13 protein-coding genes are annotated in these 11,947 nt (G+C 68.0%); 11 read left to right on the top strand and 2 right to left on the bottom strand.

Features of this window, described 5'->3' with window-relative positions; genetic code table 11:
• Positions 1-105: 105 nt before the first annotated feature.
• Entirely contained in the window at positions 106-798 is a 693-nt protein-coding gene (locus ACXPWS_RS23040; RefSeq protein ID WP_458708874.1) for a ferritin-like fold-containing protein, read from the top strand.
• On the opposite strand, the gene ACXPWS_RS23035 is transcribed toward ACXPWS_RS23040, so the two are convergent.
• Positions 799-1,563, bottom strand: a complete 765-nt coding sequence (locus ACXPWS_RS23035) for a hypothetical protein (protein ID WP_458708873.1) — start codon at positions 1,561-1,563, stop codon at positions 799-801.
• Positions 1,564-1,788: 225 nt separating this feature from the next.
• Here ACXPWS_RS23035 and ACXPWS_RS23030 point away from each other — a divergent pair, with 225 nt between their 5' ends.
• A complete protein-coding gene (locus ACXPWS_RS23030; protein ID WP_458708872.1) occupies positions 1,789-2,037 on the top strand; it encodes a DUF3107 domain-containing protein in 249 nt (82 codons plus the stop codon).
• Here ACXPWS_RS23030 and ACXPWS_RS23025 read toward each other — a convergent pair.
• Complete coding sequence (locus tag ACXPWS_RS23025) at positions 2,024-2,683, bottom strand: TetR/AcrR family transcriptional regulator (RefSeq protein WP_458708871.1); 660 nt, start codon at positions 2,681-2,683, stop codon at positions 2,024-2,026. The genes ACXPWS_RS23030 and ACXPWS_RS23025 overlap by 14 nt on opposite strands.
• Positions 2,684-3,022: 339 nt before the next feature.
• On the opposite strand from ACXPWS_RS23025, the gene ACXPWS_RS23020 reads away from it, so the two are divergent.
• From ACXPWS_RS23020 to ACXPWS_RS22980, 9 genes are all read left to right on the top strand, one after another.
• Positions 3,023-4,057 carry a DUF3152 domain-containing protein gene (locus tag ACXPWS_RS23020; protein WP_458713660.1) on the top strand — a complete coding sequence of 345 codons (1,035 nt, stop codon included), beginning with the start codon at positions 3,023-3,025 and terminating at the stop codon, positions 4,055-4,057.
• A gap of 98 nt (positions 4,058-4,155) precedes the next feature.
• Positions 4,156-5,331, top strand: coding sequence for an adenylyltransferase/sulfurtransferase MoeZ (moeZ, locus tag ACXPWS_RS23015; protein WP_458708870.1), 1,176 nt, complete (start codon positions 4,156-4,158; stop codon positions 5,329-5,331).
• A gap of 36 nt (positions 5,332-5,367) precedes the next feature.
• Complete coding sequence (locus tag ACXPWS_RS23010; protein WP_458708869.1) at positions 5,368-6,222, top strand: TIGR02569 family protein; 855 nt, start codon at positions 5,368-5,370, stop codon at positions 6,220-6,222.
• A gap of 262 nt (positions 6,223-6,484) precedes the next feature.
• Positions 6,485-7,006, top strand: a complete 522-nt coding sequence (locus tag ACXPWS_RS23005) for an MSMEG_0572/Sll0783 family nitrogen starvation response protein (RefSeq protein WP_458708868.1) — start codon at positions 6,485-6,487, stop codon at positions 7,004-7,006.
• An 8-nt stretch (positions 7,007-7,014) separates the two neighbouring features.
• Complete coding sequence (locus tag ACXPWS_RS23000; protein ID WP_458708867.1) at positions 7,015-7,914, top strand: carbon-nitrogen hydrolase family protein; 900 nt, start codon at positions 7,015-7,017, stop codon at positions 7,912-7,914.
• Positions 7,907-8,191, top strand: coding sequence for an MSMEG_0570 family nitrogen starvation response protein (locus ACXPWS_RS22995; protein ID WP_458708866.1), 285 nt, complete (start codon positions 7,907-7,909; stop codon positions 8,189-8,191). Before ACXPWS_RS23000 ends, ACXPWS_RS22995 begins: the two co-directional genes overlap by 8 nt.
• A complete protein-coding gene (locus ACXPWS_RS22990; RefSeq protein WP_458708865.1) occupies positions 8,188-9,465 on the top strand; it encodes an MSMEG_0569 family flavin-dependent oxidoreductase in 1,278 nt (425 codons plus the stop codon). The genes ACXPWS_RS22995 and ACXPWS_RS22990 overlap by 4 nt, the downstream gene beginning before the upstream one ends.
• Positions 9,466-9,477: 12 nt before the next feature.
• Positions 9,478-10,533, top strand: coding sequence for an MSMEG_0568 family radical SAM protein (locus ACXPWS_RS22985; protein WP_458708864.1), 1,056 nt, complete (start codon positions 9,478-9,480; stop codon positions 10,531-10,533).
• Positions 10,533-11,945: an MSMEG_0567/sll0787 family protein gene (locus tag ACXPWS_RS22980; protein WP_458713659.1), complete on the top strand. Its 1,413-nt coding sequence runs from the start codon at positions 10,533-10,535 to the stop codon at positions 11,943-11,945. The genes ACXPWS_RS22985 and ACXPWS_RS22980 overlap by 1 nt, the downstream gene beginning before the upstream one ends.
• Positions 11,946-11,947 lie beyond the last annotated feature (2 nt).

Below are 11,947 nucleotides of genomic sequence, written 5' to 3'. Positions count from 1 at the left end.
GAAATGGCCCGGCCGAAAAGCTCAAAAAAAGCCACTGCCTCTGACCATCATAGCTGGCACATTTGCCAGAGGATCGCAGCGGCACCCGGCGTCTAGAGTTGGGCCATGCCACAGACGTCTCCCGCGCAGCCCGGTGCCGAACCGAAGCCGGGCGTATTGGTCGACCATCCTGGCGTCACCGAACTGTTCGCATTGCTCGCCTACGGCGAGGTGGCTGCCTTCTACCGGCTCACCGAGGAGGCGCGGATGGCGCCGAATCTGGCCGGTCGGATCAGCATGGCGAGCATGGCCGCCGCCGAGATGCGGCACTACGAACTGCTGCGGGACGCATTGGCCGAACGCAATGTCGACGTGGTCCCCGCCATGACGAAATATGCTGCGGCGCTTGAGAATTACCATCGACTGACCACACCGAGCACGTGGCTGGAGGCGTTGGTCAAAACCTACATCGGGGATGCGCTGGCCGCCGACTTCTATCTCGAGATCGCCGACGCGCTGCCTGCCGAAGCGGCCGGTGTGGTGCGGTCGGTGCTCTCGGAGACGGGCCACTCCCAATTCGTGGTGGCCGAGGTGCGCGCGGCGGTGACCGCCAGCGACCGGCAACGCCACCGGCTGGCGTTGTGGTCGCGCCGGCTGCTGGGGGAGGCCATCACCCAGGCCCAGTTCGTCCTCGCCGAGCACGACGAGCTCGTCGATCTGGTGATCACCAGCAGTGACGGGCTGGCCCAGCTGGGCGAGTTCTTCGAACGGCTGCAGCGCACGCACGCCAGCCGGATGCAGGAACTCGGCCTCGGCTGATCACTTCGTGCAGGTCGCGATGATGGTGTTGTTGGCCTGAGTGACCAGCGGTGTACCCGCCGCATCGGTGATCGCGCAGTTCAGCTGGGCGCCGATGCTGGTCGCGGTGACCGAGCTGAGCTGCACCCCGGGATCGAGGGTGACCGTCCTGGTCCACGGCAGCGCCGCATTGACCTCGGTCTGCAGGGCACCCTGCTGGTCGGTGTAGATGATCGTGACCAGATCCAGCAATTGCCGGTTACCGGTGACCGTGTAGGTGATGGTGCGCGCGGCCGCGGCCGGGTCCACCGCGGGTGCGACGGGAGCGGCCGGGGCCTCGGTGGTGGCCGGTGCGGCGGTGGCCGTCGGGGTCGGGGTCGGGGTCACCGTCGTCACCGTCTCCGGTGCCAGGGCCGATGGCTGCTGACCGATGGGCGCCGGCGCCCGAGTGGGCGTGGTCGGGGCGGCACTGCTGGTCGCCTGCGCTGTGGTCGAAGCCTGGGTGGCCGACACCGAACCGCTGTCTCCGCCGCCCAGGATCACCCCGGTGCAGATCACCGCGACCATCAGGATGACGCCCGCGACGCCGGCCACCCAGATCCACCGGCGGTCCAGCTCGTCGTGGTAGTCGGCGGGGTACTCGTATTCGTACTCCGCGCCGGTGTCGGCGTCGCCGTACTCGTGAGAGTCCTCGGGGTAGTCATGGTCAGCGGAATAACGCGACCGGTAGCCGGCGTCGGCGTAGGAGTCGCGTGTTGCGGTGTTTCGTGAATAAGGCCTGCTCATAGCGCTTCCCAAGAGGTTTCGGTGCGTACTCGGCCGATGCTAACGGGACGCAATTGGCCGGTCCCGTCGACGCGGCGGGCCCCGCGGTCACGGTCCGGACTCGGTCTAGTGACCGTCGGGTCGCGGGCCGCTTCGCTCTCGGCGTAGCGACCATGGCGCCGCGCTCCGCGGCGCGTCCACTAGCCTGATTGCACGCAATGCACACCAACCGAAAGAGGCCGCAGCGTGGACGTCAAGATCGGGGTCGCCGACAGCCCGCGAGAGCTGGTCATCAACAGCGCGCAGACCCCTGCCGAGGTCGAAGCTCTCATCACCAAGGCATTGGGATCCGACGGTGTGCTCGCGCTGACCGATGAGAAGGGCCGCCGCTATCTGGTGCAGTCGGCCAAGATCGCCTATGTCGAGATCGGCGCAGCCGATACCCGCAAGGTGGGTTTCGGGACCGTTGGAGCCGAGGCCGTCAAGAACGGGTGAGCGGCACGTGTGACAGTCCGCCCCAGGCGAACAGCACCGTGCCCTCGACGGCCGCCTCTTTCGTGATGGGGCGGTCGTTGTCGAGCCAGTACCGCGCGCAGTCCACGCTGGTGGACACCAGGCCGACCGCGATCATCCTGGCTCGATGCGCTTCCAGGCCGGAATCCCGGCTGATCAGGTCGAACACCGCGTCGGTACACGATTCGGTGGCGACCTTCACCTGCGCCGAGACCTGCGGTTCGGTGACGTAGTCGTTCTCGAAGATCAGCCGGTAGCCCTGGCTGTCGTGTTCGACGAAGTCGAAGAAGGCCTGGACCGCGGCGCGCAGCCGTTGGCGGTTGTCGGTCGTGGTACGCAGCGCCTGCCGGACACCGGAGACCAGATTGTCCACATGCCGCTGCAGCACGGCCAGGTAGAGCTCCAGCTTCGACGAGAAGTGTTGGTAGAGAACGGGTTTGCTGACACCGGCACGATCGGCGATCTCATCCATACCTGCGGCGTGGTAGCCGCGGTCGACGAAGACCTCACTGGCCGCGATCAAGAGCTGCCCGCGGCGTTCGTCGCGGGGCAGCCGGTTACCGCGCCGGGTGCCTCCGGTGCCCGCCTTGGCGCCTCTCCGATCGGCGGCATTGGCGAGATCGCTCATCAGGTCCTCAATCTTGAACTCTCGTACGCGCGCTGAGGCGCTGCCAGGCAGTTGCCTAGGTGGTGATCGTCACGACATTACTACCGCACGCCGTGGTGGGCCCCGTCGCAGGTGCATGTGTCGGTGGCGCGCCGGACCGGCGCCGGTCGCGGTCTGTGCAATCCTGGTTCGGTGACCTACGACCCGGGGCGTCGCACAGGCGCGCGTGCGTCGCGGGGGCTCGGGGCCCCTCCTTCCGGCGGGCAGGAGCGCAGCGACCTGGGAAATGTGTCGCGCGGGCAGGAGCGCAGCGACCTGGGAAATGTGTCGCGCGGGCAGGAGCGCAGCGACCTGGGAAATGTGTCGCGCGGGCAGGAGCGCAGCGACCCGGGAAACGTCCCGGTGCTGCGCAGTGAATGGCGCGAGCCGCTGCGCGCCCAGCGCGATCCGCTGGCCGACGATCATGGCCGACCCCGTTCTAACCGCGACGAGCGCCAACATCTGCGCAAGCAGACCTGGCTGGGCCGGTTCGTGTCGACTTACGGCTGGCGCGCTTACGCGCTGCCGGTGCTGGCGGTGCTCACCGTCGTCGTGCTCTACCAGACCGTCACCGGGACCAGCGCGCCCATCCCGGTCACCGCCGAGGGCCCGGTGCAGGGCCCGCCGACCATCAATGCCCCCAGCACCGCGATCATCGGGGCGCCGCCCAAGGGCCTCACCGAATTCGACGCGAGCCTGCCCACCGGCATCCTGCCCGCCGGCGGACCGTTCACCGAGTCGGGTGCCAAGACGTGGCATGTGGTGCCGGGCACCGCACCCAAGGTCGGTGCGGGGGACACCAAGACATTCCGGTACACCGTCGAGGTCGAGGACGGCCTGGACACCGCGTCCTTCGGCGGTGACGAGGGATTCGCCCGCATGGTCAGCGAGACCCTGGCCAACCCGAAGAGCTGGACGCACAACACGCAGTTCGGCTTCGAACGGGTGGACGGCGAGGCGGGTGGCACCCCCGATTTCCGGGTGTCGCTGACCTCGCCGCTGACGGTGCGGGAGGGCTGTGGGTACGACATCCCGCTGGAGGCCTCCTGCTACAACCCGGCGTATCAGGAGAATCAGCCGCGGGTGTTCGTCAACGAAGCCCGCTGGGTTCGCGGCGCGGTGCCCTTCCAGGGCGATATCGGCTCGTACCGGCAGTACCTGATCAACCACGAGGTGGGGCACGCGATCGGTTACCCCAAGCATGAGCCGTGCCCGGAGAACGGCGCCCTTGCGCCGGTGATGATGCAGCAGACGTTCTCCACCAACAATGACGACGCCGCCAAGTTCGACCCCGAATCGGTCAAACCGGACGGCCGGACCTGCCGGTTCAACCCTTGGCCGTATCCGATCGCCTGACCGGCAGACCCGGGGAAGCAATACCCCTGGATTACCGTTGAAGCTGTGGGCCTGGTGAGATTGACGCCAGGATTGCGATCGAGTCAAGGAGTCTCACGGTGACGTCGTTACCACCGCTTGTGGAGCCAGCCGCCGAACTGACCCGGGACGAGGTCTCCCGGTACAGCAGGCACCTGATCATCCCGGACCTCGGCGTGGACGGTCAGAAACGCCTCAAGAACGCCAAAGTGCTGGTCATCGGCGCGGGTGGGCTCGGCTCGCCGACGCTGTTGTACTTGGCCGCGGCCGGTGTCGGCACCATCGGGATCGTCGAGTTCGACGTCGTCGACGAATCGAATCTGCAGCGCCAGATCATTCATGGCCAGTCCGATATCGGCCGCTCCAAGGCGCAGAGCGCCCGCGATTCGGTGCTCGAGGTCAACCCGTACGTCAACGTGGTGCTGCACGAACTGCGTCTGGAACCGGAGAACGCGGTCGAACTCTTCGAGCAGTATGACCTGATCCTGGACGGCACCGACAACTTCGCGACCCGCTATCTGGTCAACGACGCCGCCGTGCTGGCGCACAAGCCGTATGTGTGGGGTTCGATCTACCGGTTCGAGGGCCAGGTGTCGGTGTTCTGGGAGGACGCCCCCGACGGTCTGGGCCTGAACTACCGCGACCTCTACCCGGAGCCGCCGCCACCGGGCATGGTCCCCTCGTGTGCCGAAGGTGGTGTGCTGGGCATCTTGTGCGCCTCGATCGCGTCGGTGATGGGCACCGAGGCCATCAAATTGATCACCGGTATCGGGGACACCCTGCTGGGCCGGCTGATGGTCTACGACGCGCTGGACATGACGTACCGCACCATCAAGATCCGCAAGGATCCGGCCACCCCGAAGATCACCGGGCTGATCGACTACGAGGCGTTCTGCGGTGTCATCACCGATGAAGCGGCCGCGGCCTCGGTCGGCTCCACGGTCACCCCGCGTGAACTGCGTGAGCTGCTGGATTCCGGCAAGCCGGTGGCGCTGATCGACGTGCGCGAACCCGTCGAGTGGGAGATCAACCACATCCAGGGCGCCGAACTCATCCCCAAGTCGGCCATCGAGGCCGGCAGCGGGCTGGCCCAGTTGCCGCAGGACCGGATTGCGGTGCTGTACTGCAAGACCGGCGTGCGCTCGGCCGAGGCGCTGGCCGCGGTGAAGAAGGCCGGTTTCGCCGACGCGCTGCACCTGCAGGGCGGAATCGTGGCCTGGGCGAAGCAACTCGAACCCGACATGGTGATGTACTGAGCGTTCTGTGACGCGCCACCGCTTAGGCTGACGTGCGTGACTGACGAACTGCCACCCGACCATGTTTTGGCGGCGTTCGGACTGGCCGGCTTGCGTCCCGTTCCGCTCGGCTCCAATTGGGAGGGCGGCTGGCGGTGCGGTGAGGTGGTGCTGTCCATGGTCGCCGACCACGCGCGCGCGGCTTGGTCGGCCAAGGTGCGCGAGACACTGTTCGCCGACGGGCTCAGGCTGGCCCGGCCGGTGCGCTCCACCGACGGGCGCTACGTCGTCGCCGGTTGGCGCGCCGACACCTTCGTCGCGGGCACTCCGGAACCGCGGCATGACGAGGTGGTGTCCGCGGCCGTGCGGTTGCACGAGGCGACGGCCAAGCTGGAGCGGCCGCGGTTTCTCACCCAGCCGCCGGTGGCGCCGTGGTCGGATGTCGACGTGTTCATCGCCGCCGACCGCGCGGCCTGGGAGGACCGGCCCCTGCATGCGCTGCCGCCCGGCGCGCGGGTCTCACCCGGTTCGGCGGACGGACAGAAGTCGGTCGAGCTGATCAATCAGCTGGCCTCGCTGCGCAAGCCGACCCGCAGCCCCAGTCAACTCGTGCACGGCGACTTGTACGGCACGGTGCTCTTCGCCGGCGCCGCGGCCCCGGGCATCACCGATATCACCCCGTACTGGCGGCCGGCGGCGTGGGCCGCCGGTGTCGTCGTCGTCGACGCCCTGGCGTGGGGGGACGCCGACGACGGTCTGGTCGAACGTTGGAGCCCGCTGCCGGAGTGGCCGCAGATGTTGTTGCGCGCGTTGATGTTCCGGCTCGCCGTGCATGCGCTGCACCCGCGCGCCACGGCGGCGGCCTTCCCCGGCCTGGCCCGCACGGCCGCGCTGGTCCGGCTGGTGCTCTAGCCGCGCGTTTGTGCGGTTTGGTCGGCGACTCGCCGGCATAGGGCGCCTGAAGCGCACAAAGCCGTTCCCCTGGTCGAGGGGCACACGGAACCGGTAGTCGTTGAGCGTGTTACGGCCCCGTTGCGGCGGTGAGTTGCCCGCAATGCAGATGTATTCCATCCCTAACCACTCGGTAATGGTGCGGGCCTGTAATGGAACCAGCCGAAAATTCCGGCGCACGGCACCGAAGCCGCCCGAATCTCACTCAAACTTGGAGTCCTCCATGGCTTTTGACACCTCCATCGCGGAGAACATCGCAACATCGCTGGCCGAGATCCCGCATCCGTCGCTGCCCAAGGGGTCCAACATCTACGGCAGCACCAAGATCTTCCCCGACTACCAGGCCGAGGCGGGCGAGAGCTATTTCACGCTGGTCCACGGTATCGCCCACGAATCCTCCGTCTCGTTCGTCGCGGTGCTGCAGGCCACCCGGGCGCTACGCAAGGGCTTCGAGTCGGCCATCTATTTCTACGGCCCCGGCGCCATCAATTGCCTTGCCACCCGCGGTTTCCCGAAGACCGGCGACTCGGGCTTCCCCGGCGAACAGAACATCAACGACGCACTGGGCACCTTCATCAAGGAGGGCGGCACCGTATTCGCCTGCCGCTTCGGCCTCGCCTTGCACGGCGGACGCGAAGAGGACCTGATCGAGGGTGTCATCCCGGCGCATCCGCTCGATGTTCAGGATGCGCTGATCTACTACGCCCGCAAGGGCGCCATCATCAACTCCACCTACATGGTCTAGGGCCCGCCGTGACCACACTTGCCGCGGTCTCGGCCAACTTCACCCGGGACCTGGAACAGAACTACGCGCTGATCGCCGCACTGACCGAACAGGCCCGCACGCAGAACGTGGACTTCCTGGTCTTCCCGGAGGCCGCAATCGGTGGCTACCTGTCCTCGCTGGGCAACCACGGCGACACCGTCAAGACCACCAAACGCTCACTGCCACCGGCCATCCGGATCGACGGGCCGGAGATCGCCCGGGTGCAACAGATCATCGGCGATCTGGTCGTCGCAATCGGATTCTGCGAACTGGCCGAGGACGGAAAGACCCGCTACAACACCGCCGCCGTGCTGGACGGTGACACCGTCTACGGCACCTACCGCAAGGTGCATCAACCACTCGGCGAAGGCATGTCGTACTCGCCGGGCTCCGGGTACGGCGTGTTCGACACACCGGTCGGCCGGGTCGGGCTGCAAATCTGCTACGACAAGGCATTTCCGGAGGCGGCGCGCATGATGGCACTGAGCGGTGCCCAGATCATCGCCAGCCTGTCGGCATGGCCGGCGGCCCGCACCGCCACCGCCGAGAACCTGCAGGACGACCGCTGGACCTACCGGTTCAATCTGTTCGACACCGCCCGGGCGCTGGACAATCAGGTGTTCTGGATCGCCTCCAACCAGAGTGGCACGTTCGGCTCACTGCGCTACGTCGGCAATGCCAAAGTCGTCGATCCGGGCGGAAACATCTTGGCCACAACACTTTTGGGTAGCGGGATGGCCGTCGCCGAAGTCGATCTGGACGCCACCTTCCGCACCATGCGGGCCGGGATGTTCCACCTGCGTGACCGCAGGCCCGACGTGTACGGCCCGTTGACCGAGACCGACGCCCAGCAGAACGCGAAGTGGCGGGAGCTGGCCCATGCCTGAGATGACCTTCGAGGTGCGCTGGCCCGACGGCAGCATCCAGCGTTGCTACTCACCCAGCCTGGTGATGCACGACTACCTGAGCACCGGCACCCCGTACACCGTAGGCGACTTCGTGGACCGCTCCACCCGGGCGCTGACGGAGGCCGGCGAACGAGTGCGTGCCAAGTTCGGCTTCTACTGCACCTCGGCGGCCGACACCTCCGAGCGGATCGTCGCTGCCGCAGGCCGATTCCCCGCACAGGCCCTCGTCGAGATCACCGCCATGGAGCAGAAATGACCACCGCACACGTCCCGGTCGCCGTCATCGGTGGCGGTCAGGCCGGGCTGTCGGTCAGCTGGTACCTCGGCCGCGCCGGAATTGAACACCTGGTGCTGGAAGCCGAGACCCCCGTGCACGCGTGGGCCGACACCCGCTGGGACAACTTCACCCTGGTGACCCCCAACTGGCACTGCCGGCTACCCGGCTATGCCTACACCGGAGACGACCCGGACGGGTTCATGACCCGCGACGAGGTGGTGGCGTGGCTGTCCGGATGGCTGGACACCTTCACCCCACCGCTGCGGGAACACACCCGGGTCAGCCGGCTGGCCAATCGCGCCGAGGGTGGATTCGAGTTGACGCTGGAGACTCCGGCCGGCCGCGAGACACTCACCTGCGAGCAGGCCGTCATCGCCACCGGCGGCTATCCCTTGCCGGTGATCCCCACGTATGCAAGCACACTCGATCGCGCCATCACTCAGATCCACTCCGAGCAGTACCGCAATGCCGACCAGCTGCCCGACGGAGCGGTGCTGGTGGTCGGCACCGGGCAATCCGGCGCGCAGATCGCCGAGGATCTACACCTGGCGGGACGGCAAGTGCATCTGGCCGTCGGAAGCGCCCCGCGGGTGGCCCGGTTCTACCGTGGCCGGGATTGCATGACCTGGCTGGCCGATATGGGCCTGTACGACAAACCCGCCCAGCAGTATCCCGGCGGCAAGGCCGCGATCGAGAAGACCAATCACTATGTCACCGGCCGCGACGGTGGCCGCGACGTCGACCTGCGCCGGTTCGCCGTCGAGGGGATGAAGCTCTACGGCACCCTGGCCGACGGCAAGGACTCGTTGCTGAGGTTCGAGCCGACGCTGACCGCAGCGCTGGATTCCGCGGATGCGGTGTACAACTCGATCTGCTCCGATATCGACCGCCACATCGACGCCGCCGGGATCGAAGCGCCACCACCGGCGCGGTATCAACCGGTGTGGTCGCCTGAAAAAGATCCCACCACACTGGATCTGGCGCAGGCCGGCGTGACCAGCATCGTCTGGGCCATCGGTTACCGGCCCGACTACCGCTGGATAGAGGCCAGCGCGTTCGACGGGGCGGGGCGGCCCATGCAGACCCGCGGGATCACCGGAGTCGACGGATTGAGTTTCGTGGGCCTGCCGTGGATGCACACCTGGGGATCCGGCCGGTTCCTCGGCATCGACCGCGATGCGAAGCACATCGCCGACACCATCACCAGCAAGGTTCGCCGCCGCACCTTCCGTACCGACGCCGTCGCCATCTAGGGAGTTGCCGCCATGTCCGTCTCCACCAGAGTCGATCTCGCCCTCCTGGGTTTCCGCGGTCGGCCACCTGTCAGCCGCACCGCCGGCGCCGGTCCGAGCGCCGACGGCCATCTCGTCATCGACGGTCTGAACGCCGCGATTCCGCGAAACCCCGACAGCCCGTTCATGTTCGATGGATCCCGGGTGCTGCTCGACGGGGTGGACACCGGCCTGGACGTCGAAGTCATCGACCGCCCGCGGTTCTACGACCTGAGTACCGCCGACGGGGTGCCGTACGAGAAACTGGCCCGGCTGCACGGCCGCGACGTGCTGGCCAGCACCGTGGTGCAGACCTGCATCCGCTACTCGGCAGATCAGCGTTGCCGGTTCTGCACCATCGAGGAGTCGCTGCGCAGCGGCGCCACCACGGCCGTCAAACGGCCCGCCGAACTCGCCGAGGTGGCCGAGGCCGCGGTGCGCCTGGACGGTGTCACCCAGATGGTGATGACCACCGGCACCTCCGCGGGAAGCGACCGCGGCGCACGGCATCTGGCCAGGTGTGTGCGCGCCGTCAAAGCCGCCGTCCCGCACCTGCCCATCCAGGTGCAGTGCGAACCGCCGGCCGATCTGACCGTACTCACCGAACTGCGGCAGGCCGGTGCCGACGCCATCGGCATCCATGTCGAGTCGCTGGATGACGAGGTGCGGCGGCGCTGGATGCCCGGCAAGGCGACGGTGCCGTTGGACAGTTACCGCGCCGCGTGGCGTGAGGCGGTGCGCGTGTTCGGGCGCAACCAAGTCTCGACCTACCTGCTGGTCGGACTCGGGGAGGATGCCGACGAACTCGTGGCAGGGGCGGCCGAACTGATCGAGATGGGCGTCTATCCGTTCGTGGTGCCCTACCGGCCGCAGCCCGGCTCGTTGGCCGTCGACGTAGACGCTGCCGCCGCCCCCGACTCAGCCCTGGTGGAGAAAATCTCGCGCGAGGTCGCCGCGGCGCTGAGGATGGCCGGCATGTCGGGGACCGGCCAGCGGGCCGGGTGCGCGGCGTGCGGAGCCTGCTCGGTGCTGCAGAACCTGGGGGCATGATGATCCGGTTCGACACCAGTGCCACGCAGTTCCCGTCGGACCTGTCGATTCTGGCCGGAACCCGGCCACCCGCACCGTTTCTCATCCGGCCGGCCGAGTTGCCCGACCTCGACGGGTATCACCGGCTGCGGCGGGAAGCCTTCGTCATCGAGCAGGGCCTGTTCACCCGGACCGACCGCGACGATATCGACGACGATCACCGCACCGTCGTGCTGGTGGCCACCGCTCCCGACGGGCGGGTGCTTGGCGGTGTCCGGCTCGCGCCCGTCGGCGCGGTGGACCTGGGCTGGTGGACCGGTAGCAGGCTGGTCACCGAACCCGGCGCCCCCGCCGGTATCGGTCCGGCGTTGATCCGCGCCGCGTGTGCGTACGCCGAGTCGGCTGGGGTGCTGCGCTTCGAAGCCACGGTGCAGTGCCGGTATCTGCCGCTGTTCGAGGCACTGGGATGGCAGACCCTGGGCGACACCGAGGTGGCCGGACGGCCGCACACATGGATTCGGTGGCCGCTCAACCCTTTCCGGGCGTTGGCGACCGCGACCAAGTCGTTTCTGGGGTCCGCCCTGGCGCCGCTGCGATCGGTGGATGGTGCGCTGGGGCCGACCGGATTCCTCGGTGACGACGGGTCTCCGGTGCCGGGCAGCGATCTGGTGGCCGCCTGCGATGCCATCATCCCGTCGATGGTCGAGCGGGACCCGGAATGGGCCGGATGGTGCTCGGTGCTGGTGAACGTCAACGATCTGACCGCGATGGGTGCGGCGCCGATCGGTCTGCTCGATGCGGTGGGGGCTCCCACCAGTGCCGTGCTGGACCGGATCGTGCGCGGACTGGCCGCCGCCTCCAGGGCCTGGGATGTGCCGGTGCTGGGCGGCCACACCCAACTCGGTGTGCCGACCGCGCTGGCGGTCACGGCCCTCGGGCACACGGGCACGCCGGTGCCCGGCGGGGGCGGCCGATCCGGTGACACCGTGGCGCTGACCGCCGATCTCACCGGCGGATGGCGGCCCGGATACACCGGCCGGCAATGGGATTCGACGAGTGGTCGTGACAGTGCGGACCTACGGTCGATGACCGGTTTGGTCAGCGCGTCGCGGCCGCAGGCCGCCAAGGACGTCAGCATGGCCGGAATCGTCGGCACGCTGGGCATGATGGCGGAGGCCGGTGGCACCGGTGCCGAACTCGACGTCGCGGCCGTCCCGCGCCCCTCCGGTGCCGAGATGGGGTCCTGGTTGACCTGTTTTCCCGGATACGCGATGCTCACCGCCGGCGGCGACGCGCCGGTCCGGGCGCCGCAGGGGGTGCGGACGGCCGTCTGCGGGTCGCTCACCGATCTACCCGGGGTACGCCTACGCTGGCCTGACGGAGTGAGCACGACGGCGTTGACGTCGTCGGTCACCGGTCTCGGAGCGGCCTGAGG

It is taken from the genome of Mycobacterium sp. BMJ-28 (genome assembly GCF_054404835.1).
Note: the sequence above shows the minus strand (reverse complement) of the source record. Positions and strands in the feature narration are given on the sequence as shown.

Excerpts from the sequence above, each read along its gene's own strand:
- ACXPWS_RS23040 (WP_458708874.1), top strand. The coding sequence starts at position 106 with ATGCCACAGACGTCTCCCGCGCAGCCCGGTGCCGAACCGAAGCCGGGC.
- ACXPWS_RS23035 (WP_458708873.1), bottom strand. The coding sequence starts at position 1,563 with ATGAGCAGGCCTTATTCACGAAACACCGCAACACGCGACTCCTACGCC.
- ACXPWS_RS23025 (WP_458708871.1), bottom strand. The coding sequence starts at position 2,683 with ATGAGCGATCTCGCCAATGCCGCCGATCGGAGAGGCGCCAAGGCGGGC.
- ACXPWS_RS23005 (WP_458708868.1), top strand. The coding sequence starts at position 6,485 with ATGGCTTTTGACACCTCCATCGCGGAGAACATCGCAACATCGCTGGCC.
- ACXPWS_RS22995 (WP_458708866.1), top strand. The coding sequence starts at position 7,907 with ATGCCTGAGATGACCTTCGAGGTGCGCTGGCCCGACGGCAGCATCCAG.
- ACXPWS_RS22990 (WP_458708865.1), top strand. The coding sequence starts at position 8,188 with ATGACCACCGCACACGTCCCGGTCGCCGTCATCGGTGGCGGTCAGGCC.
- ACXPWS_RS22985 (WP_458708864.1), top strand. The coding sequence starts at position 9,478 with ATGTCCGTCTCCACCAGAGTCGATCTCGCCCTCCTGGGTTTCCGCGGT.
- ACXPWS_RS22980 (WP_458713659.1), top strand. The coding sequence starts at position 10,533 with ATGATCCGGTTCGACACCAGTGCCACGCAGTTCCCGTCGGACCTGTCG.